Source organism: Klebsiella spallanzanii (genome assembly GCF_902158555.1).
Lineage (GTDB): Bacteria > Pseudomonadota > Gammaproteobacteria > Enterobacterales > Enterobacteriaceae > Klebsiella > Klebsiella spallanzanii.
The window spans coordinates 162,670-183,567 of the sequence record NZ_CABGGS010000012.1; the positions used below are offsets into that span (position 1 = coordinate 162,670).

Sequence of the window (20,898 nt, forward strand, 5' to 3'; positions counted from 1 at the left end):
CCTCACATAAGATTGCCGTAAAGCATAGTGGGGTTCGTGCGGTAGTACGAGTTGCCATTTGGACAACAATGATTTCCTGAGAGGAAAAACCGGCATTTAACTTTGTCGTGCAGAATGGAATGGATAAAAGATAAAAAACCAGCTTTAACAGGATATTAAAGCTGGTTAGTCAATGCTCACAAACTGAGTTTATTTACCAATGCAGAAGCTGGAGAAGATCCTACCGAGCAGGTCGTCGGAGGTAAATTCGCCAGTAATTTCGCTCAGGTTCTGCTGCGCCAGGCGCAGCTCTTCTGCCAGCAGTTCTCCTGCCCACGCGCCCAGCAGCTGCGCTTTCCCCTGTTGCAGATGATCTGCGGCCTCGGACAGTGCCTGCAGATGGCGACGGCGTGCGAGGAAGCCGCCTTCCATATTGGTTTCAAAGCCCATGCTCTGTTTGAGATGGTTACGCAGCACGTCGACGCCTTCACCGGTGCGCGCCGAGAGGCGAACAAGTGAGTGGTCATTTACTTCGCTCAGCCCCAGCGTTTCGCCGGTAATATCCGCTTTGTTGCGCACCACGGTAATCGGCAGGTTTTTCGGCAGACGGGCGATAAAGTCCGGCCAGATATCCGCCGGATCGGTCGCATCAGTGGTGGTGCCATCGACCATAAACAGCACGCGGTCGGCTTGTTCAATTTCCTGCCAGGCACGCTCGATGCCGATGCGCTCGACCTCATCGTTCGCATCGCGCAGGCCTGCAGTATCGATGATGTGCAGCGGCATACCGTCGATATGGATATGTTCGCGTAGCACGTCGCGGGTAGTACCGGCAATATCGGTGACGATAGCCGCTTCACGACCCGCCAGCGCGTTCAGCAGGCTCGATTTCCCGGCGTTCGGACGTCCGGCAATCACCACTTTCATCCCTTCGCGCAGCAGGCTGCCCTGGCGCGCTTCGGCGCGTACGGCGTCGAGATCGGTAATCACCTCGTTAAGCTGGGCTTCGATTTTACCGTCGGAGAGGAAGTCGATCTCCTCATCCGGGAAATCAATCGCCGCTTCCACGTAGATACGCAGGTGAGTAAGTGCTTCTACAAGGTGATTAACGCGCGTGGAGAATGCGCCCTGTAAAGAGTTCAGCGCTGAGCGCGCGGCCTGCTCGGAGCTGGCGTCAATCAGGTCGGCGATTGCCTCGGCCTGGGCCAGATCGAGCTTATCATTGAGAAACGCGCGCTCGGAGAACTCACCGGGCCTGGCGATACGCAGGCCGGGTAGCGTCAGAATACGTTTGAGCAGCAGATCGAGGATAACCGGGCCGCCGTGGCCCTGAAGCTCCAGTACATCTTCACCAGTGAAGGAGTTCGGGCCAGGGAACCACAGCGCAATCCCCTGATCCAGCGCGCTGCCGTCGCTGTCTTTAAACGGCAGGTAGTCGGCATAGCGCGGCTTTGGCAGCTTGCCGAGCACCGCCTGTGCGACGTCGCGCGCCTTCAGGCCAGAGATACGCAGAATGCCCACACCACCGCGTCCCGGTGGGGTTGCCTGGGCGACGATAGTGTCGTTATGGCTCATGATTACTCTCTATGTAAATGTAAAAAAGGCGGTCTATTGACCGCCTTCTCTGGCATTAACTTTACCGTAGATTCTCGAAATAGTTCAAGTTGCAGGAAGGCGGCAAGTTAGAGAGGCCCCAGGAGCTTACTGAAGTAAGTGACTGAGGCGAACTAACGAAGCCAACGCATCTGCGGCTTGAAGAATGAAGAGAATCAGGATTTTTTCTTCTCGCGGCTATGCAGACCACGCTTCTCCAGACCACGGTAAATCAGCTGCTGCTGGATAATGGTGACCAGGTTGCTGACGATATAGTAAACCACCAGACCAGACGGGAACCACAGGAAGAACACCGTGAAGATGACCGGCATAAAGGTCATGATCTTCTGCTGCATCGGGTCGGTCACGGTCGTCGGAGACATCTTCTGAATGAAGAACATCGTCGCGCCCATGATGATCGGCAGGATGTAGTACGGGTCTTGTGCAGACAGGTCGTGGATCCACAGGATAAACGGCGCATGACGCAGTTCAACCGAGGCGCTCAGCATGTAGTACAGCGCAAGGAAGATAGGCATCTGAATAATCAGAGGGAAGCAGCCACCCAGCGGGTTTACCTTCTCTGCTTTGTACAGTGCCATCATTTCCTGGCTCTGACGCTGTTTGTCGTCACCAAGACGCTCGCGCATGGCCTGAATCTTCGGCTGCAGCATACGCATCTTCGCCATGGAGGTGTACTGCGCTTTGGTCAGCGGGTACATGATGCCACGAACGATAAAGGTGATAACGATGATGGAGAAGCCCCAGTTGCCCAGGAAGCTATGGATCCATTTCAGCAGTTTGAACAGCGGCTGAGAGATGAACCACAACCAACCATAGTCAACGGTCAGGTCAAGATGCGGCGCAACGGCGGCCATTTTGTCCTGAATCGCCGGACCAACCCACAGCACGCTTTCCAGCTTATCGGTTTGACCCGGCTGTACCAGAACCGGCTGAGATTTGTAGCCGATAGCCACAAGACCGTTGCCGAGGTTCGCAGTGTAGAAGTTGTTGGTGCCGTTGTTCTGTGGAACCCATGCGGTCGTGAAGTACTGCTGCAGCATGGCAACCCAACCGTTTTTGGTGCTGACGTTCAGGTTTTCGTTATCAACGATAGTATCGAATTTATATTTTTCGTACTTCGTTTCAGACGTGGAGTACGCTGCGCCACGGAAGGTGTGCATCGTTGTCAGGCCACCGGTCTGCGTATCGCGATGCGTCGGCAGATTAGCCGTTTGCTTCAACTGACCAAAGGTTGACACTTCCAGCGGTTTTTCGCTGGCGTTTTGTACGCTATAGGCGACGTTGACCGCATATTCACCGCGTTTCAGGGTGAAAGTTTTGGTGAAAACGTTGCCTGCTTTATCGGTGTACGCCAGTGGAATGACGATTTCGTTCTGGCCATCAGCCAGCACAAACGCATCTTTATCGACGTTATACAGCGGACGCGGTCCGTTAGCCGGGTTATCCGGGCCATCACGACCGGTTAAACCGCTCTGCGCCTGATAGGTAAACTGCGGCGTGGTTTCCAGTAACTGGAACGGTTCTGTCGATTTCAGCTCTTTTGGATAGTCCAGAAGCAGCGCTTGCTCAACATCACCACCGCTGGTGTTGATGGTCAGGTCAAGCACATCGGTTTTTACCGTAATCAGTTTCCCCTGGCCACTGGCCGGTACGCCCTGGTCGGCGGCGCTACCCGTTGCTGTGGTCGTTGTCTGCGTGGTCTGTTGCTGGGGCTGAGGATTGTTATCCTGCTCCCAGGCTTGCCAGATCATGAAAGACACGAACAACAAAGCGATGATAAGAAGATTGCGTTGCGAATCCATCGTTAGTGTTCTCTGGTATCAAATGGTCCAGGCGGGACGGGATCGTCACCACCAGGGTGTAAAGGGTGGCATTTTAATACGCGTTTCACCGTCAACCAACTGCCTTTTATCAATCCAAACCTGCGCAATGCCTCAATTCCGTATTGAGAACAGGTTGGGGTGAAACGACAGTGCGGCCCGAGTAGCGGACTAATCAGGCGCTGATAGACCCGAATCAGGCCTATCAGGACCCGCGAGCCAGGCGACAGTGGCGGCGCCATAATTTTTCCAACGCTTCCGAGAGAGCACGGTTATCGAGGTCGGCAACCCCCTTCTTCGCCACCACCACGAAATCCATAGGCGGGAGTTCATGTTGACGTAAACGGAAGCTTTCGCGCGTCAGACGTTTAATCCGATTGCGTTCATGCGCACGCTTAACGTTTTTCTTGGCGACAGTAAGACCGATGCGGGGATGCCCCAGCGAATTTTGGCGGCCGAGGATGGTGATTTGCGGCGTGCCAGCCCGTAATGGCTGCTGGAAGACGAAAGTGAAATGACTGGGAGTTAACAAGCGTAACTCCCTGGGAAATGCGAGCTTAACCACTCAGGGTTAGCTTTATTACTTGGAAACGGTCAGACGAGCGCGGCTTTTAGCACGACGACGTGCCAGAACCTGACGACCATTTTTAGTAGCCATACGAGCACGGAAGCCGTGAGAACGGTTGCGCTTCAGTACAGACGGTTGAAAAGTGCGTTTCATGGCGATTTCTACCTAAACTTGAATAATTTCACTGACTTTCGCGTAAATCCGAACGAATTCCGAACGGCCTACGCCTCAGCGTGGGTGATTAAAGAGGCCGGATTGTAATAATTGTACACTCCGGAGTCAATTCTCTTTCCTTATTTCTCGCACCTTGCCGCACAAAAAATAAGCGATGACGCGTTGCGAAAAGCGGCTTTGCGCGCCGGGTGGGGGATTATACGGCCTGGTGGATAAAGCGCAAGGATCGCAAAGGATCTTTGTTAGATCGATTAAGCCCAAAGCCCACGTCGTTCATTAATTTTTCCAATATGCGGCTGAAATCTTACTTCACTCCAGCCAGGATCGATTACACTTACCCGGCTTCGATCCTTCCTGTGGATAAATCGGGAAGAATCTGTTGAGAAACACAAGATCTCTTTCTCAGTTTAGGCTATGATCCCCGGTCCCGATCGGGATCCACGGATCCGCATCGGGTAATAACCGCAAATAGCGGTTCGCACGTCACCCCTTTTGTGCAGGGGCTTTTTCGGCTATGCAGGGTCTTGTCGACGTGTGCCAACAATCACGATTGTTTCAGTTTCTCTTTATATATCGATTTTTGTTCGAGTGGAGTCCGCCGTGTCACTTTCGCTTTGGCAGCAGTGTCTTGCCCGATTGCAGGATGAGTTACCAGCCACAGAATTCAGCATGTGGATACGCCCTTTGCAGGCGGAATTGAGCGATAACACGCTGGCACTGTATGCGCCAAACCGTTTTGTGCTCGATTGGGTAAGGGATAAATACCTCAATAATATCAATGGACTCCTCAATGATTTTTGCGGTGCGGATGCCCCACAGCTGCGATTTGAAGTGGGCGCTAAGCCTGCGGTTCAGATGCCGAGAGGTACGGTAAGCGTTGCGGCTGCGGCACCTGCTCAACAGGTTCAGACGGCGCGCGTTGCGCCGACCATCGTGCGCCCAGGCTGGGATAACGTCCCGGCGCCTGCAGAACCGACCTATCGCTCTAACGTCAATGTAAAACATACGTTTGATAACTTCGTTGAAGGTAAATCTAACCAGCTGGCTCGCGCGGCGGCGCGCCAGGTTGCGGATAACCCGGGTGGCGCGTACAACCCGTTGTTCCTTTATGGCGGCACTGGTCTGGGTAAAACCCACCTTTTACATGCGGTCGGTAACGGCATCGTGGCGCGTAAACCCAATGCAAAAGTGGTTTACATGCACTCCGAGCGTTTTGTGCAGGACATGGTAAAAGCTCTGCAAAACAACGCCATTGAAGAGTTTAAACGTTACTACCGTTCCGTTGATGCCCTGCTGATCGATGATATTCAGTTCTTTGCGAATAAAGAACGTTCGCAGGAAGAGTTTTTCCATACCTTTAATGCCCTGCTGGAAGGTAATCAGCAGATCATCCTGACGTCGGATCGCTATCCGAAGGAGATCAACGGGGTTGAAGATCGTCTGAAATCACGCTTTGGCTGGGGCCTGACGGTGGCGATCGAGCCGCCTGAACTGGAAACCCGCGTGGCGATCCTGATGAAAAAGGCCGATGAAAACGACATCCGCCTGCCGGGAGAAGTGGCGTTCTTTATTGCCAAACGGCTACGCTCTAACGTACGTGAGCTGGAAGGCGCACTGAACCGCGTTATCGCCAACGCCAACTTTACCGGCCGGGCGATCACGATTGATTTCGTGCGCGAAGCGCTGCGCGATCTGCTGGCCTTACAGGAAAAACTGGTCACCATCGACAACATTCAGAAGACGGTAGCGGAGTATTACAAGATTAAGGTGGCGGACCTGCTGTCTAAACGCCGCTCCCGTTCGGTGGCGCGCCCTCGTCAAATGGCGATGGCGCTGGCAAAAGAGCTGACCAACCACAGTCTGCCGGAAATCGGCGACGCGTTTGGCGGCCGCGACCATACCACCGTCCTGCACGCCTGTCGTAAGATTGAGCAACTGCGCGAAGAAAGCCACGATATCAAAGAAGATTTTTCCAATTTAATCAGAACATTATCCTCGTGACGCTATGAAATTTACCGTAGAACGTGAACATTTATTAAAACCGCTGCAACAGGTGAGCGGCCCTTTAGGTGGTCGTCCGACGCTACCGATTCTTGGCAACCTGCTCCTGCAGGTGACTGATGGCGCGCTGTCGCTGACCGGTACCGATCTGGAAATGGAAATGGTCGCGCGCGTGGCGTTGATTCAGCCGCACGAAGTGGGAGCAACAACCGTTCCGGCGCGTAAATTTTTTGATATCTGCCGCGGCCTGCCAGAAGGCGCGGAGATTGCGGTACAGCTGGAAGGCGAGCGTATGCTGGTGCGTTCCGGGCGCAGCCGCTTCTCGCTCTCCACGTTGCCTGCTGCGGATTTCCCTAATCTTGATGACTGGCAGAGTGAAGTTGAATTCACCTTGCCGCAGGCGACGATGAAGCGACTGATTGAGGCAACGCAGTTTTCGATGGCTCACCAGGACGTTCGTTATTACTTAAACGGCATGCTGTTTGAAACCGAAGGTAGCGAACTGCGCACGGTAGCGACCGATGGCCACCGTCTGGCGGTCTGTTCGATGCCGCTGGAAGAGTCGCTGCCGAACCATTCGGTGATCGTGCCGCGTAAAGGGGTGATTGAGCTGATGCGTATGCTCGACGGTGGCGACACGCCGCTGCGCGTGCAGATCGGCAGCAACAACATCCGTGCTCACGTTGGTGACTTTATCTTCACCTCGAAGCTGGTTGATGGCCGTTTCCCTGATTATCGCCGCGTATTGCCGAAGAATCCGGACAAGCATCTGGATGCCGGCTGCGATATTCTCAAGCAGGCATTTGCCCGCGCAGCGATTCTCTCGAACGAGAAATTCCGCGGCGTGCGCCTGTACGTCAGTGAAAATCAGCTGAAAATCACCGCTAATAACCCGGAGCAGGAAGAAGCAGAAGAAATTCTGGATGTCACCTATGCCGGGACTGAGCTGGAAATCGGCTTTAACGTTAGCTATGTGCTGGATGTGCTCAACGCGCTGAAGTGTGAGAACGTACGTATTTTGCTGACCGATTCCGTATCGAGCGTGCAGATTGAGGATGCGGCTTCCCAATCCGCAGCCTATGTCGTCATGCCTATGCGCTTGTAAAGAATATCGGGCTATCTTACTTGTTATTCTGGCTCCGGGCAGTGCTCGCAATCCTCACGTACTTTAGTACGCTCCGGTTGCTGCGCGCTGGCCGTAACCAGACTAACTGCGCCGATAACGCCCTGGTTATGAGCTGATATGTCGCTATCCCGACTTCTAATCAAAGACTTCCGCAATATTGAAAATGCGGATCTCGCTTTATCCCCCGGCTTTAACTTCCTGGTTGGCGCCAACGGCAGCGGTAAAACCAGCGTGCTGGAAGCTATCTATACGCTCGGCCACGGTCGGGCGTTTCGTAGTTTGCAGATTGGCCGCGTGATTCGTCACGAGCAAGAGTCGTTTGTTCTGCACGGCCGCCTGCAGGGTGAAGAACGTGAAGTTTCCATCGGCCTGACCAAAGATAAACAGGGCGACAGTAAGGTCCGTATTGACGGCACCGACGGCCATAAAGTGGCAGAACTGGCGCATCTGATGCCGATGCAGCTGATTACGCCCGAGGGCTTTACTTTACTCAACGGCGGCCCCAAATACAGAAGAGCCTTCCTTGACTGGGGATGCTTTCACAACGAAGCCGGATTCTTTACCGCCTGGAGCAACCTGAAGCGTCTGGTGAAGCAGCGTAACGCCGCGCTGCGTCAGGTCAGTCGCTATGCCCAACTGCGGCCCTGGGATCTGGAATTGATTCCGCTGGCGGAACAAATCAGCCGTTGGCGCGCCGAATATAGCGCCGCTATTGTCGAAGACATGGCGGATACCTGTCGGCAGTTTTTACCGGAGTTTGCCCTCACCTTTTCTTTCCAGCGCGGCTGGGAGAAAGAAACGGATTATGCCGAGGTGCTGGAGAGAAATTTCGAGCGCGATCGTATGTTAACCTACACCGCCCATGGCCCGCACAAAGCGGATTTCCGTATTCGTGCCGACGGTGCGCCGGTGGAAGATACATTGTCACGCGGGCAGCTTAAGCTGCTGATGTGCGCCCTAAGACTGGCGCAAGGCGAGTTCCTGACCCGTGAGAGCGGGCGGCGCTGCCTGTACCTGATAGATGATTTTGCCTCGGAACTCGACGACGCGCGGCGCGGGCTGCTTGCCAGCCGTTTAAAAGCCACGCAGTCGCAGGTTTTCGTCAGCGCCATTAGCGCTGAGCACGTTCTGGACATGTCGGACAAAAATTCGAAGATGTTCACCGTGGAAAAGGGTAAAATAGCGGATTAACCTAAGATAAAATGAGCGAGAAACGTTGATGTCGAATTCTTATGACTCCTCCAGTATCAAAGTCCTGAAAGGGCTGGATGCGGTGCGTAAGCGCCCGGGTATGTATATCGGCGACACGGATGACGGCACCGGTCTGCACCACATGGTATTCGAGGTTGTGGATAACGCTATCGACGAAGCGCTCGCAGGTTACTGTAAAGATATCGTTGTCACCATCCACAGCGATAACTCCGTCTCCGTACAGGATGACGGCCGCGGTATTCCGACCGGTATTCACCCGGAAGAGGGCGTATCGGCGGCGGAAGTGATCATGACCGTCCTGCACGCAGGCGGTAAATTCGACGATAACTCCTATAAAGTTTCCGGCGGCCTGCACGGCGTAGGCGTTTCCGTGGTTAACGCCCTGTCGCAGAAACTGGAACTGGTTATTCAGCGCGACAATAAAATTCACCGTCAGATTTATGCCCACGGCGTGCCGCAGGCCCCGCTGGCTGTGACCGGCGAGACCGAAAAAACCGGTACTATGGTGCGTTTCTGGCCGAGTTATGAAACCTTCACTAACGTTGTTGAATTTGAATATGAAATTCTGGCAAAACGTCTGCGTGAGCTGTCGTTCCTGAACTCCGGGGTTTCTATTCGTCTGCGCGATAAGCGCGACGGTAAAGAAGATCATTTCCACTACGAAGGCGGTATCAAAGCGTTCGTGGAATATCTGAATAAAAATAAAACGCCAATTCACCCGAATATTTTCTATTTCTCCACCGAAAAAGACGGTATCGGCGTTGAAGTGGCGCTGCAGTGGAACGATGGTTTCCAGGAAAATATCTACTGCTTTACCAACAACATTCCGCAGCGCGATGGCGGTACCCACCTTGCGGGCTTCCGTGCGGCGATGACTCGTACCCTGAACGCCTACATGGATAAAGAAGGCTACAGCAAAAAAGCGAAAGTCAGCGCCACCGGTGACGATGCGCGTGAAGGTCTGATTGCCGTGGTTTCCGTGAAGGTGCCGGATCCGAAATTCTCCTCACAGACTAAAGACAAGCTGGTCTCCTCTGAGGTGAAATCGGCGGTAGAACAGCAAATGAACGAACTGCTGAACGAATACCTGCTGGAAAACCCGTCTGACGCCAAAATCGTGGTCGGTAAAATTATCGACGCGGCGCGCGCTCGTGAAGCTGCACGCCGCGCGCGTGAGATGACCCGCCGTAAAGGCGCGCTGGACCTCGCGGGCCTGCCGGGCAAACTGGCGGACTGTCAGGAACGCGATCCTGCTCACTCTGAACTGTACTTAGTGGAAGGGGACTCTGCGGGCGGCTCTGCGAAACAGGGGCGTAACCGTAAGAACCAGGCGATCCTGCCGCTGAAGGGGAAAATCCTCAACGTTGAGAAAGCGCGCTTCGACAAAATGCTCGCCTCTCAGGAAGTGGCAACGCTTATCACCGCGCTGGGCTGCGGTATTGGTCGCGATGAGTACAATCCGGACAAACTGCGCTACCACAGCATCATCATCATGACCGATGCGGACGTTGACGGCTCGCACATTCGTACGCTGCTGTTGACCTTCTTCTATCGTCAGATGCCGGAAATCGTTGAGCGCGGCCACGTCTACATTGCGCAGCCGCCGCTGTACAAAGTGAAGAAAGGCAAGCAGGAACAGTACATTAAAGACGATGAAGCGATGGATCAGTATCAAATCTCTATCGCTCTGGATGGCGCAACCCTGCACACCAACGCCAACGCTCCGGCCTTAGCCGGTGAGCCGCTGGAAAGGCTGGTTGCTGAGTATAACGCCACGCAGAAAATGATCACGCGTATGGAACGTCGTTATCCAAAAGCGCTGCTGAAAGAGCTTATCTATCAGCCGACGCTGGCAGAGGCTGACCTGAGCAACGAACAAACGGTGACCCGCTGGATTAACACCCTGGTGAGCGAGCTGAATGAGAAAGAGCTGCACGGTAGCCAGTGGAAATTTGATATCCGCGAGAACGCTGAGCTGCAGCAGTTTGAGCCTATCGTCCGCGTTCGTACCCACGGTGTGGATACCGACTATCCGCTGGATCACGAGTTTGTCACCGGGCCTGAATACCACCGTATCTGCGCGCTGGGCGAAACGCTGCGCGGCCTGATTGAAGACGATGCCTTCATCGAACGCGGCGAGCGCCGCCAGCCGGTTGCCAGCTTCGAACAGGCGCTGGACTGGTTGGTGAAAGAGTCCCGCCGTGGTCTCTCTATCCAGCGTTATAAAGGTCTTGGCGAGATGAACCCGGATCAGCTGTGGGAAACCACGATGGACCCGGATAGCCGCCGTATGCTGCGTGTGACCGTGAAGGATGCGATTGCCGCCGATCAGCTGTTTACCACCCTGATGGGCGATGCCGTTGAACCGCGCCGCGCCTTTATCGAAGAGAACGCCCTGAAAGCGGCGAACATCGATATTTAATCGTGGCACCGTAGATATCTGCCCGGTTGTGTTTTTGCGCAGCCGGGCGTTTTTTTGCCTGCAAAAGAGGAATCTCCCTCTTTATTCCATCCCCCTTTTCCCCGCTTTCTGTTGCTGTTTTTTGAGCGGAATCGCGTTAGCATGAGTAAGGACTCATCTTACCCGGGGATTTCATGGCTATTAAACTGATTGCAATTGATATGGACGGCACGCTGCTGCTGCCAGACCATACCATTTCACCTGCGGTGAAAACCGCGATTGCCGCAGCCCGCGAACGCGGCGTCAATGTGGTGCTGACCACCGGTCGCCCTTATGCTGGCGTGCACAGCTACCTGAAAGAACTGCATATGGAGCAGCCGGGAGATTACTGCATCACCTATAACGGAGCCCTGGTACAGAAGGCGAGCGACGGCAGTACCGTTGCGCAAACCGCGCTGGGCTACGATGACTATCGCTATCTGGAGCAGCTTTCCCGCGAAGTCGGTTCCCATTTCCATGCGCTCGATCGTAATACCCTGTACACCGCTAACCGCGATGTGAGCTATTACACGGTGCATGAATCCTACGTGGCGACGATCCCGCTGGTCTTCTGCGAAGCGGAAAATATGGATCCGAACATCCAGCTGTTGAAAGTGATGATGATCGACGAACCGGCGGTTCTGGACCAGGCCATCGCTCGCATCCCGGCGGAAGTGAAAGAGAAATATACCGTGCTGAAAAGCGCGCCGTACTTCCTTGAAATTCTTGATAAGCGCGTCACTAAAGGCACCGGCGTGAAATCGCTGGCCGATACGCTGGGTATCAAACCGGAAGAGGTGATGGCGATTGGCGATCAGGAAAATGACATCGCGATGATTGAATATGCTGGCGTCGGCGTGGCGATGGACAACGCGATTCCTGCGGTGAAGGAAGCGGCGAACTTTATCACCAAATCCAATCTGGAAGACGGTGTCGCATATGTCATTGAAAAATATGTACTAAATTAATATCTCTCATACCTGAAGGCCCGCGTTTATCGCGGGTTTTTTTATGCCCTGAGTTTACCTCGCAAAAAAATCCTCAAATCACATTGTCGTTTTTGTGATCTAAATTGTAGTACAACATAATAAAATCGTACTACATTATGTTCGTGGCGATAATGAGTGCTATCACGTTAGTACTACAAAGTTGCGGTCAAATCCGCCTGTCGCGGTAAAGTAGAGAGGTACATCCAGAGCACAAGGACTCTCCATGACTCTCAATAAAACCGATCGCATCGTCATCACGCTGGGCCAGCAGATTGTCAGCGGTAAATACGTTCCCGGCTCCGCGCTGCCAGCGGAAGCGGACCTGTGTGAGGAGTTTGAAACCTCGCGCAATATCATTCGCGAAGTGTTCCGCTCATTGATGGCTAAGCGACTGATTGAAATGAAACGCTATCGCGGCGCGTTCGTCGCTCCGCGCAACCAGTGGAATTATCTCGATACCGACGTTTTGCAGTGGGTGCTGGAAAGTGATTACGACCCACGACTGATTAGCGCGATGAGCGAGGTACGTAACCTGGTCGAGCCGGCGATAGCCCGCTGGGCGGCAGAGCGTGCGACCTCAAGCGACCTGGCGCAAATCGAAGAAGCGCTTAACGACATGATAGCTAACAACCAGGACCGGGAAGCGTTTAACGAGGCGGATATTCGCTATCACGAGGCCGTGTTGCAGTCGGTGCATAACCCGGTGCTGCAGCAGCTAAATGTAGCGATCAGCTCGCTACAGCGGGCGGTATTTGAAAGGACCTGGATGGGTGATGCGGCCAACATGCCGAAAACGCTCCAGGAACATAAGGCGCTGTTTGACGCCATTCGGCATCAGGACAGCGAAGCGGCAGAGCAGGCGGCGCTCACCATGATCGCCAGCTCAACACGAAGGTTAAAGGAAATCACATGACATCTCGCTACATCGCAATTGACTGGGGATCGACAAACCTGCGCGCCTGGCTTTATCAGGGCGACCAGTGCCTGGAGAGCAGGCAATCGGAAGCAGGTGTGACGCGTTTGAATGGACAATCCCCCGCAGCGGTGTTTAGCGAAATAACCGAGGGCTGGTGCGATAGCGCTACCCCGGTAGTGATGGCGGGAATGGTCGGTAGCAACGTGGGCTGGAAGGTTGCTCCCTATCTACCGGTTCCCGTTCATTTTTCCGCCATTGGCGAGCGATTAACGTCCGTCAGAGACAAAGTCTGGATTATTCCCGGACTCTGCGTCACTCGCGACGATAACCACAATGTGATGCGCGGTGAAGAGACCCAACTCCTTGGCGCGCAGTCGCTAGCGCCTTCTTCCGTCTATGTAATGCCCGGCACCCACTGCAAATGGGTGCAGGCTGACCGCCAACAAATCAACGACTTTCGCACGGTGATGACAGGTGAGCTGCATCATCTGCTGCTGCGCCACTCGCTGGTGGGCGCCGGGTTACCAGAACAGATCTCCGCCCCGAATGCTTTTACCGCCGGGCTGGAGCGCGGCCTCCATTCGCCAGATATTCTGCCTCAGCTTTTTGAAGTACGTGCTTCGCACGTGCTGGGCTCATTTCCGCGCGAACATGTCAGCGAATTTCTCTCCGGCCTGCTGATTGGCGCGGAAGTTGCCACCATGAGTAGCCGCTTCGGTGACCTACAGGTCACCATTGTTGCCGGAGATGCGCTGGCAAACCGCTATCAGCAGGCGCTGACCGCAATCGGCCGTCAGACAACAGTGGTGTCAGGTGATACCGCATTTCAGACAGGAATAAGGAGCATCGCTCATGCAGTGGCAAACTAAACTACCGCTTATCGCCATTTTGCGCGGTATTACACCGGAAGAGGCGCTGGAACACGTGGGGGCCGTGATTGACGCCGGATTTGATGCCGTTGAAATCCCACTCAATTCACCGCAGTGGGAAAAAAGCATTCCCGCCGTTGTTGATGCTTATGGTGATAAAGCGTTGATAGGTGCGGGCACCGTGCTAAATCCAGAGCGGGTAGACCAGCTTGCGCAAATGGGTTGCAAGCTTATCGTTACTCCCAACATTCAGCCCGAGGTTATTCGCCGTGCAGTGAGCTACGGCATGACGGTTTGCCCCGGATGCGCGACGGCGACAGAGGCCTTTGCCGCGCTGGACGCCGGTGCTCAGGCGCTGAAAGTGTTCCCTTCCTCGGCTTTTGGCCCTGACTATATCAAAGCGCTAAAAGCTGTTTTGCCGCCGGAGATTCCCGTTTTCGCCGTGGGCGGCGTAACGCCGGAAAATCTGGTCCAGTGGATAAAAGCAGGCTGTATTGGTGCCGGATTAGGCAGCGATCTCTATCGCGCCGGGCAATCCGTAGAGCGAACCGCACAGCAGGCAGCAGCATTTGTTAAAGCGTATCGAGAGGCAGTGCAATGAAAATAACTAAACTCACCACGTATCGTTTACCCCCACGCTGGATGTTTTTAAAGATTGAAACCGATGAAGGCGTGGTTGGCTGGGGTGAACCCGTGATTGAAGGACGCGCGCGAACCGTAGAGGCCGCGGTGCATGAGCTCGGTGATTATCTGATAGGTCAGGACCCGGCGCGGATTAACGACCTGTGGCAGGTGATGTACCGTGCGGGCTTTTATCGCGGCGGGCCGATCCTAATGAGCGCCATCGCCGGTATTGACCAGGCGCTATGGGATATCAAAGGTAAAGTGCTGAATGCGCCGGTCTGGCAGCTGATGGGCGGCCTGGTACGAGACAAAATCAAAGCCTACAGCTGGGTCGGCGGCGATCGTCCGGCAGAAGTGATTGATGGTATCAAGAAACTGCGCGGAATTGGTTTTGATACCTTTAAATTAAATGGCTGCGAAGAGCTGGGACTTATCGATAATTCCCGCGCGGTAGATGCGGCGGTAAATACCGTGGCGCAAATTCGCGAAGCTTTTGGTAATGAAATTGAATTTGGCCTTGATTTCCACGGCCGCGTTAGCGCGCCAATGGCAAAAGTATTAATTAAAGAACTGGAACAGTATCGTCCATTATTTATTGAAGAGCCGGTTCTGGCGGAACAGGCTGAATACTATCCGCGTTTAGCGGCGCAAACCTCGATTCCTATCGCTGCAGGCGAACGAATGTTCTCACGCTTCGAGTTTAAACGCGTGCTGGAAGCCGGCGGCCTGGCTATTTTGCAGCCGGACCTGTCGCACGCTGGCGGTATTACCGAGTGCTATAAAATCGCCGGAATGGCGGAGGCTTATGACGTGGCGCTGGCGCCGCACTGCCCGCTGGGACCTGTTGCATTGGCTGCCTGCCTGCACGTTGACTTTGTTTCCTATAACGCCGTATTCCAGGAGCAAAGCATGGGCATTCACTATAACAAGGGGGCGGAACTGCTCGACTTTGTGAAAAATAAAGAAGACTTCAATATGGAAGGCGGCTTCTTTAAACCGTTAATGAAGCCCGGGCTTGGCGTAGAAATAGATGAAGCGCGGGTGATTGAATTAAGTCAAAACGCGCCGGACTGGCGTAATCCGTTGTGGCGGCATGAGGATGGTTCTGTCGCTGAATGGTAAATGCGCGTCATACTTCGCACTGGTGGTGCGTTGGCTGCATTTTCTTACCCCGGTCACATACTTTTGTATGCTCCCGGGGATGCGAAAACTTGCCGCCTTCCCCCAGCACGAATTATTTAGCGCATTGCAGTTGAGTTATTAATAAAAATTTTAACACACCCTCTGTAAATTACCGGGCATGGTGAGCGGTCTCGCTATGCCCAAAATCTGGAGACAGATTGCGATGGATATTTCAGTTACAGCTGCAAAACCCGGGCGTCGCCGTTATTTGACGCTGATTATGATCTTTATTACCGTGGTGATTTGTTATGTTGATCGCGCCAACCTTGCCGTGGCATCGGCGCATATTCAGGAAGAGTTTGGTATAACCAAAGCGGAAATGGGGTACGTATTTTCGGCTTTTGCGTGGCTTTATACGATTTGCCAGATTCCTGGTGGGTGGTTCCTGGACCGCGTCGGCTCACGGCTGACCTACTTTATCGCCATTCTGGGCTGGTCGGTGGCGACGCTATTCCAGGGGTTTGCTACTGGGCTGATGTCGTTAATTGGCCTGCGCGCTATTACTGGTATTTTTGAAGCGCCAGCGTTTCCGACAAATAACCGTATGGTGACCAGCTGGTTTCCAGAGCACGAGCGCGCATCAGCCGTCGGTTTTTATACCTCAGGGCAGTTTGTCGGATTAGCATTCCTGACGCCATTATTAATCTGGATTCAGGAGATGCTGAGCTGGCACTGGGTATTTATCATCACCGGCGCTATCGGTATTGTCTGGTCATTCATCTGGATTAAGGTCTATCAGCCGCCGCGTCTGACGAAAAGCGTTAGCAAGGCTGAGCTGGATTATATTCGTGATGGCGGTGGTCTGGTGGACGGCGATGCTCCCGTTAAGAAAGAAGCACGTCAGCCGCTGACCAAAGCCGACTGGAAGCTGGTGTTCCACTGTAAGCTGGTAGGCGTTTACCTGGGCCAGTTTGCGGTTACCTCAACACTGTGGTTCTTCCTGACCTGGTTCCCCAACTATCTGACCCAGGAAAAGGGGATTACGGCGCTGAAGGCAGGCTTTATGACCACGGTTCCGTTCCTGGCCGCTTTTGTTGGCGTGCTGCTCTCCGGTTGGCTGGCGGACAGGCTGGTAAGAAAAGGCTTCTCGTTAGGTGCCGCGCGTAAAACGCCTATTATCTGCGGCCTGCTGATCTCCACTTGTATTATGGGGGCCAATTACACCAACGATCCGGTATGGATTATGGTACTGATGGCGTTGGCGTTCTTTGGTAACGGCTTCGCCTCGATTACCTGGTCTCTGGTCTCGTCGCTGGCGCCGATGCGGTTAATTGGGCTGACGGGCGGTATGTTTAATTTCGTCGGCGGACTGGGCGGTATCACCGTTCCGCTGGTGGTGGGTTACCTGGCTCAGGACTATGGTTTTGCCCCTGCGCTGGTCTATATATCCGTGATTGCGCTGGTTGGCGCGCTCTCCTACATCCTGCTGGTGGGCGATGTTAAACGAGTAGGTTAAATCTTTCCGATACTATACCCTGATGCGAAAGTCTCGCATCAGGGTATCTTTATGAAACAAGTCACCTTTGCCCCCCGCCATCATCAGCTTACCAATACCCGCACCTGGACTGCAGATAGCCAGTGGCTGGTTTTTGATGTCCGTCCGTCCGGTGCCTCATTTACCGGCGAAACCATTGAACGCGTCAATGTTGAAAGCGGCGACGTTGAAGTGATCTATCGTGCGACAAACAGCGCGTACGTTGGCGTGGTGACCGTTCATCCATCGGTAGATAAATATGTCTTTATCCACGGCCCGGAAAACCCGGATGAACACTGGCATTACGATTTCCACCATCGTCGCGGCGTAGTGACTTATCAGGGAGAAACGCACAATCTTGATGCGATGGATATCACCGTGCCGTATACGCCAGGGGCGCTGCGCGGTGGCAGCCATGTGCACGTCTTTAGCCCAAACGGCGAGCTGGTCAGCTTTACCTATAACGACCATGTGCTGCATGAACGCGACCCAGCGCTGGATTTGCGCAACGTTGGCGTGGCGGTGCCCTATGGCCCGGTCACGCCGCGTGGGCAGCATCCGCGAGAATATGGCGGTAGCCACTGGTGCGTACTGGTCAGCCGGACAACACCGACGCCCACCCCGGGTAGCGACGACATCAACCGGGCCTACGAAGAGGGCTGGGTCGGCAACCAGGCGCTGGCGTTTATCGGCGATACGTTATCGGTAAATGGCGATAAAGTACCGGAGCTGTTTATTGTTGATCTGCCTAAGACCGAACAGGGCTGGAAGCAGTCGGGCGATGCGCCGCTGGCAGGGACTGAAGCGACGATGCCCGCGCCTCCGGCTGGCGTTGTTCAGCATCGCTTAACGTTTACTCATGAGCGCCGTTACCCTGGGCTTGCGAATACGCCGCGCCACTGGGTGCGAGCTAACCCACAGGCAACGGATATCGCTTTTCTGATGCGCGACGATGACGGAGTGGTTCAGATGTGGCTCATTTCGGTACAGGGCGGCGAACCGCGCCAGTTGACGCATGGCCGTTCGGATATCCAGTCGGCGTTTAACTGGCATCCGTCTGGAGAATGGCTGGGCTTTGTTGTGGAAAATCGCATTGCGCTTTGCAATGCGCAGAGCGGGGAAATCACCTTCCTGACCGACGCGCATGAAAATCCGCCATCGGGCGATGCGATCGTCTTTTCGCCAGACGGCAAACAGCTTGCCTGGATGGAGGAAGTGGACGGTTACCGCCAGCTATGGGTAACCGCAACAGCGCGTTGAATTATGGGTTAGGCATCCGCGCTGGCGGGATCACCGAATTGGTCGCCAGCGTCTCTTTTTCGCTCTTTTCTACGCGCGATTTGACCGAGCTATCGGTACGGAACATATCCCACGGCAGCAGCAGCGTGTCCATCACGGCAGTCAGCGGCATATCCAGGGCCACGAGGGATTTAGTCCCCCAGTTAGCGTCGCTGTCCCCGAGCATTTGCGCGCTGGCGCGCGTTCCCGGATAGGTTCCTTCTTTACCGCCGGTATGTGACATCACGCTGGAGCAACCGCCCAAACTTATCATCCCGCTGAGCAGGACCAGCTTTAACAGACCGTTTTTCATTATTCTTCCGTCATCGTTACGGGCGTTGATAGAACCTTCTACGTACATATCGGTTATATCGGGCCATTCCATGGATGCATAGTGCCATTGCGCCGCACTGTGGCGGGCGTCGCACTTTGCCTTTTGTGCTGTCACTCCAGTCTAAGCAATAGACCACAAACTGCAAAAAAAAATTGCCCTGTTGGCCTTGAAAACACCATGGATATACCCATTTTAGGAATGTGTCCCGCAGAGAATACGCCGAATGGGTATTCTGGGTAATAACGACCTGTCCATGATGGAAGGTCAGATAATTCTCGCTGATTTCAGGAGCTATGTATTATGCGTAATTTCGATCTCTCCCCGTTGTATCGCTCTGCTATTGGTTTCGACCGCCTTTTCAATCTGTTAGAAAATAATCAAAGCCAGAGTAATGGCGGCTACCCTCCGTACAACGTTGAATTAGTCGACGAAAACAACTACCGCATCGCGATTGCCGTTGCCGGTTTTGCTGAGAGCGAACTGGAAATTACCGCTCAGGATAATCTGCTGATCGTAAAAGGCGCTCACGCCGCTGAGCAAAAAGAACGTACTTATCTGTATCAGGGGATCGCTGAACGCAATTTTGAGCGTAAATTCCAGCTCGCGGAAAATATCCATATTCGCGGCGCCAACCTGGTAAACGGTCTGCTGTATATTGACCTTGAACGAGTTATTCCTGAAGCGAATAAACCGCGCCGTATCGAAATCAACTAATTTCGTCGGGCCGCTAACGTGGCCCGGTATTAATGTAAAAATCTGCCCGCCGTCAGGGGGCAAATGCGAATCCACAGGATTTGCAGATATCTACTCGCTTCTTAGAAGGAGAAACACAATGCGTAACTACGATTTATCCCCACTGCTGCGTCAATGGATCGGTTTTGACAAACTGGCCAACGCCCTGCAAACCGCCGGTGAAAGCCAGAGCTTCCCACCCTATAACATTGAGAAAAGTGACGATAACCACTATCGCATTACCCTTGCGCTGGCTGGTTTCCGTCAGGAAGATTTGGATATTCAGCTGGAAGGTACGCGTCTGACGGTAAAAGGCGCGCCACAGCAGCCGGAAAAAGAGACCAAATGGCTGCACCAGGGGCTGGTTAACCAGGCCTTTAGCCTGAGCTTCACGCTCGCTGAAAATATGGAAGTCTCCGGGGCAACCTTTACCAACGGCCTGCTACATATCGATTTGACCCGTAACGAGCCGGAGCAAATAGCCGCGCAGCGCATTGCTATCAGCGAGCGTCCCGCGCTGGATAGCTAATTAAGCGAACCACTCATAAGGCCCCGATTTTCGGGGCTTTTTTGTGCGTGGGAGCTCATAAAATGCCCTTGCTGCAACAGATGTTTCAGTTTAAAAAATAATCATATTTTATAGGCTCACTGAAACAAAGGATATGTAATGAACGAACAGCAGCCATTCGAAGCGATTAAAAATAGAGATGAGGCGGGAAGAGAGTACTGGTCTGCCCGAGCATTAGCAAAACTGCTTGAATACTCGGAATATCGCCACTTTAATCCTGTGATTATTAAAGCAACTGAAGCATGTGCGAATAGTGGACATGCTATTAGCGACCATTTCGAGGAGATCCTCGCTATGGTCCAAATTGGTTCCGGTGCACAGCGAGAACTTAAAGATATAAAGCTCTCCCGCTACGCCTGCTATCTGGTTGTACAAAATGGCGATCCGTCAAAACCGGTGATTGCCGCAGGGCAAACCTACTTTGCGTTGCAAACTCGTCGCCAGGAGCTGGAAGACGATCAAACATTTAAATCTCTACGAGAGGATGAAAAGCGGCTATTTCTGCGCAATGAACTCACAGAGCATAATAAACATCTGGTTGAAACGGCTCAGCAGGCTGGCGTGGAGACAACGCTGGATTTCGCTATCTTTCAAAATCATGGCTATAAAGGCCTCTACGGCGGTCTGGATCAAAAAGCGATTCATGAGCGTAAAGGCCTAAAGAAAAGCCAAAAAATCCTCGATCATATGGGGTCTACTGAACTCGCAGCTAACCTGTTTCGCGCCACTCAAACGGAAGAAAAACTACGCCGGGATGAGGTTGATACGAAGCAACTGGCTAATCAAACCCACTATGAAGTTGGGCAAAAGGTGCGTCAGACTATCAAAGATCTTGGCGGCACTATGCCGGAAGCGCTTCCTTCTCCGGAGAAAAGTATTCAGCAGCTAAAAATCGCCGCGAAAAAGAAAGATGCTCCTGAGCCGTAAGCCTGATCCCGTGATTATTGTGCGCCAGGCGGCATACAGCCCATTCGCTACCGGTCATAATCCTCTTTGTT

At 53.6% G+C, this 20,898-nt stretch carries 21 protein-coding genes and 1 other annotated feature; of the genes, 14 read left to right on the forward strand and 7 right to left on the reverse strand.

The genetic code is table 11. From position 1 onward, the window contains the following. Positions 1 to 189: 189 nt before the first annotated feature. The 6 genes from mnmE to FN082_RS30560 form a co-directional block, all read right to left on the reverse strand. A complete protein-coding gene (gene mnmE, locus FN082_RS11950; protein WP_142981621.1) occupies positions 190 to 1,554 on the reverse strand; it encodes a tRNA uridine-5-carboxymethylaminomethyl(34) synthesis GTPase MnmE in 1,365 nt (454 codons plus the stop codon). 194 nt (positions 1,555 to 1,748) lie between these two features. Continuing rightward, complete coding sequence (gene yidC / locus FN082_RS11955) at positions 1,749 to 3,395, reverse strand: membrane protein insertase YidC (RefSeq protein WP_142464227.1); 1,647 nt, start codon at positions 3,393 to 3,395, stop codon at positions 1,749 to 1,751. 2 nt (positions 3,396 to 3,397) lie between these two features. Beyond that, positions 3,398 to 3,655, reverse strand: coding sequence for a membrane protein insertion efficiency factor YidD (gene yidD, locus FN082_RS11960; RefSeq protein ID WP_004871831.1), 258 nt, complete (start codon positions 3,653 to 3,655; stop codon positions 3,398 to 3,400). Next, positions 3,619 to 3,978, reverse strand: a complete 360-nt coding sequence (gene rnpA, locus FN082_RS11965) for a ribonuclease P protein component (protein ID WP_004871829.1) — start codon at positions 3,976 to 3,978, stop codon at positions 3,619 to 3,621. The genes yidD and rnpA overlap by 37 nt, the downstream gene beginning before the upstream one ends. Before the next feature lie 15 nt (positions 3,979 to 3,993). After that, the gene (gene rpmH / locus FN082_RS11970) at positions 3,994 to 4,134 is read right to left on the reverse strand and encodes a 50S ribosomal protein L34 (RefSeq protein WP_004871828.1); all 141 of its coding nucleotides are present in this window, start codon (positions 4,132 to 4,134) and stop codon (positions 3,994 to 3,996) included. Positions 4,135 to 4,351: 217 nt separating this feature from the next. Then, positions 4,352 to 4,432, reverse strand: a complete 81-nt coding sequence (locus tag FN082_RS30560) for a hypothetical protein (protein WP_456237442.1) — start codon at positions 4,430 to 4,432, stop codon at positions 4,352 to 4,354. A 323-nt stretch (positions 4,433 to 4,755) separates the two neighbouring features. Here FN082_RS30560 and dnaA point away from each other — a divergent pair, with 323 nt between their 5' ends. The 11 genes from dnaA (at position 4,756) to FN082_RS12025 (ending at position 18,248) form a co-directional block, all read left to right on the forward strand. After that, positions 4,756 to 6,156, forward strand: coding sequence for a chromosomal replication initiator protein DnaA (gene dnaA / locus FN082_RS11975; protein ID WP_139538479.1), 1,401 nt, complete (start codon positions 4,756 to 4,758; stop codon positions 6,154 to 6,156). A gap of 4 nt (positions 6,157 to 6,160) precedes the next feature. Beyond that, positions 6,161 to 7,261 (forward strand): DNA polymerase III subunit beta, encoded by a 1,101-nt coding sequence (dnaN, locus tag FN082_RS11980; RefSeq protein WP_139538478.1) that lies wholly within the window; start codon positions 6,161 to 6,163, stop codon positions 7,259 to 7,261. A 138-nt stretch (positions 7,262 to 7,399) separates the two neighbouring features. After that, complete coding sequence (gene recF / locus FN082_RS11985) at positions 7,400 to 8,473, forward strand: DNA replication/repair protein RecF (RefSeq protein WP_139538477.1); 1,074 nt, start codon at positions 7,400 to 7,402, stop codon at positions 8,471 to 8,473. A gap of 28 nt (positions 8,474 to 8,501) precedes the next feature. After that, complete coding sequence (gene gyrB / locus FN082_RS11990) at positions 8,502 to 10,916, forward strand: DNA topoisomerase (ATP-hydrolyzing) subunit B (RefSeq protein WP_139538476.1); 2,415 nt, start codon at positions 8,502 to 8,504, stop codon at positions 10,914 to 10,916. Positions 10,917 to 11,089: 173 nt separating this feature from the next. Next, positions 11,090 to 11,902 (forward strand): sugar-phosphatase, encoded by an 813-nt coding sequence (yidA, locus tag FN082_RS11995; RefSeq protein ID WP_139538475.1) that lies wholly within the window; start codon positions 11,090 to 11,092, stop codon positions 11,900 to 11,902. Between the two features lie 244 nt (positions 11,903 to 12,146). Next, the gene (gene dgoR, locus FN082_RS12000; RefSeq protein ID WP_112215626.1) at positions 12,147 to 12,836 is read left to right on the forward strand and encodes a D-galactonate utilization transcriptional regulator DgoR; all 690 of its coding nucleotides are present in this window, start codon (positions 12,147 to 12,149) and stop codon (positions 12,834 to 12,836) included. Next, the gene (locus tag FN082_RS12005; protein WP_142981622.1) at positions 12,833 to 13,708 is read left to right on the forward strand and encodes a 2-dehydro-3-deoxygalactonokinase; all 876 of its coding nucleotides are present in this window, start codon (positions 12,833 to 12,835) and stop codon (positions 13,706 to 13,708) included. Before dgoR ends, FN082_RS12005 begins: the two co-directional genes overlap by 4 nt. After that, complete coding sequence (locus FN082_RS12010) at positions 13,692 to 14,309, forward strand: 2-dehydro-3-deoxy-6-phosphogalactonate aldolase (RefSeq protein ID WP_139538473.1); 618 nt, start codon at positions 13,692 to 13,694, stop codon at positions 14,307 to 14,309. The genes FN082_RS12005 and FN082_RS12010 overlap by 17 nt, the downstream gene beginning before the upstream one ends. Then, positions 14,306 to 15,454 carry a galactonate dehydratase gene (gene dgoD / locus FN082_RS12015; RefSeq protein ID WP_139538472.1) on the forward strand — a complete coding sequence of 383 codons (1,149 nt, stop codon included), beginning with the start codon at positions 14,306 to 14,308 and terminating at the stop codon, positions 15,452 to 15,454. The genes FN082_RS12010 and dgoD overlap by 4 nt, the downstream gene beginning before the upstream one ends. Positions 15,455 to 15,632: 178 nt before the next feature. Continuing rightward, positions 15,633 to 16,970, forward strand: a complete 1,338-nt coding sequence (locus tag FN082_RS12020) for an MFS transporter (RefSeq protein WP_185932116.1) — start codon at positions 15,633 to 15,635, stop codon at positions 16,968 to 16,970. Positions 16,971 to 17,021: 51 nt separating this feature from the next. After that, complete coding sequence (locus tag FN082_RS12025; RefSeq protein ID WP_139538470.1) at positions 17,022 to 18,248, forward strand: DUF3748 domain-containing protein; 1,227 nt, start codon at positions 17,022 to 17,024, stop codon at positions 18,246 to 18,248. Between the two features lies 1 nt (position 18,249). Here FN082_RS12025 and FN082_RS12030 read toward each other — a convergent pair whose 3' ends face one another. Beyond that, complete coding sequence (locus FN082_RS12030) at positions 18,250 to 18,579, reverse strand: YceK/YidQ family lipoprotein (RefSeq protein WP_180349552.1); 330 nt, start codon at positions 18,577 to 18,579, stop codon at positions 18,250 to 18,252. A 252-nt stretch (positions 18,580 to 18,831) separates the two neighbouring features. Beyond that, positions 18,832 to 18,907: a sequence feature (ROSE (Repression Of Heat Shock gene Expression) occurs in the 5'-region of heat shock genes and acts as an RNA thermometer to modulate expression.), on the forward strand. Here FN082_RS12030 and ibpA point away from each other — a divergent pair. The 3 genes from ibpA to dinD all read left to right on the forward strand — a co-directional run bounded on the left by ibpA (position 18,901) and on the right by dinD (position 20,827). Beyond that, the gene (gene ibpA, locus FN082_RS12035; protein ID WP_004126917.1) at positions 18,901 to 19,314 is read left to right on the forward strand and encodes a small heat shock chaperone IbpA; all 414 of its coding nucleotides are present in this window, start codon (positions 18,901 to 18,903) and stop codon (positions 19,312 to 19,314) included. (Overlaps the previous feature by 7 nt.) A 118-nt stretch (positions 19,315 to 19,432) precedes the next feature. Further along, complete coding sequence (gene ibpB, locus FN082_RS12040) at positions 19,433 to 19,861, forward strand: small heat shock chaperone IbpB (RefSeq protein ID WP_139538469.1); 429 nt, start codon at positions 19,433 to 19,435, stop codon at positions 19,859 to 19,861. 138 nt (positions 19,862 to 19,999) lie between these two features. Beyond that, a complete protein-coding gene (gene dinD / locus FN082_RS12045) occupies positions 20,000 to 20,827 on the forward strand; it encodes a DNA damage-inducible protein D (protein ID WP_139538468.1) in 828 nt (275 codons plus the stop codon). Positions 20,828 to 20,898 lie beyond the last annotated feature (71 nt).

Excerpts from the sequence above, each read along its gene's own strand:
- mnmE (WP_142981621.1), bottom strand. The coding sequence starts at position 1,554 with ATGAGCCATAACGACACTATCGTCGCCCAGGCAACCCCACCGGGACGC.
- yidC (WP_142464227.1), bottom strand. The coding sequence starts at position 3,395 with ATGGATTCGCAACGCAATCTTCTTATCATCGCTTTGTTGTTCGTGTCT.
- yidD (WP_004871831.1), bottom strand. The coding sequence starts at position 3,655 with ATGGCGCCGCCACTGTCGCCTGGCTCGCGGGTCCTGATAGGCCTGATT.
- rpmH (WP_004871828.1), bottom strand. The coding sequence starts at position 4,134 with ATGAAACGCACTTTTCAACCGTCTGTACTGAAGCGCAACCGTTCTCAC.
- FN082_RS30560 (WP_456237442.1), bottom strand. The coding sequence starts at position 4,432 with ATGAACGACGTGGGCTTTGGGCTTAATCGATCTAACAAAGATCCTTTG.
- dnaN (WP_139538478.1), top strand. The coding sequence starts at position 6,161 with ATGAAATTTACCGTAGAACGTGAACATTTATTAAAACCGCTGCAACAG.
- recF (WP_139538477.1), top strand. The coding sequence starts at position 7,400 with ATGTCGCTATCCCGACTTCTAATCAAAGACTTCCGCAATATTGAAAAT.
- gyrB (WP_139538476.1), top strand. The coding sequence starts at position 8,502 with ATGTCGAATTCTTATGACTCCTCCAGTATCAAAGTCCTGAAAGGGCTG.
- yidA (WP_139538475.1), top strand. The coding sequence starts at position 11,090 with ATGGCTATTAAACTGATTGCAATTGATATGGACGGCACGCTGCTGCTG.
- dgoR (WP_112215626.1), top strand. The coding sequence starts at position 12,147 with ATGACTCTCAATAAAACCGATCGCATCGTCATCACGCTGGGCCAGCAG.
- FN082_RS12005 (WP_142981622.1), top strand. The coding sequence starts at position 12,833 with ATGACATCTCGCTACATCGCAATTGACTGGGGATCGACAAACCTGCGC.
- FN082_RS12010 (WP_139538473.1), top strand. The coding sequence starts at position 13,692 with ATGCAGTGGCAAACTAAACTACCGCTTATCGCCATTTTGCGCGGTATT.
- dgoD (WP_139538472.1), top strand. The coding sequence starts at position 14,306 with ATGAAAATAACTAAACTCACCACGTATCGTTTACCCCCACGCTGGATG.
- FN082_RS12020 (WP_185932116.1), top strand. The coding sequence starts at position 15,633 with ATGGTGAGCGGTCTCGCTATGCCCAAAATCTGGAGACAGATTGCGATG.
- FN082_RS12025 (WP_139538470.1), top strand. The coding sequence starts at position 17,022 with ATGAAACAAGTCACCTTTGCCCCCCGCCATCATCAGCTTACCAATACC.
- FN082_RS12030 (WP_180349552.1), bottom strand. The coding sequence starts at position 18,579 with ATGAAAAACGGTCTGTTAAAGCTGGTCCTGCTCAGCGGGATGATAAGT.
- ibpA (WP_004126917.1), top strand. The coding sequence starts at position 18,901 with ATGCGTAATTTCGATCTCTCCCCGTTGTATCGCTCTGCTATTGGTTTC.
- ibpB (WP_139538469.1), top strand. The coding sequence starts at position 19,433 with ATGCGTAACTACGATTTATCCCCACTGCTGCGTCAATGGATCGGTTTT.
- dinD (WP_139538468.1), top strand. The coding sequence starts at position 20,000 with ATGAACGAACAGCAGCCATTCGAAGCGATTAAAAATAGAGATGAGGCG.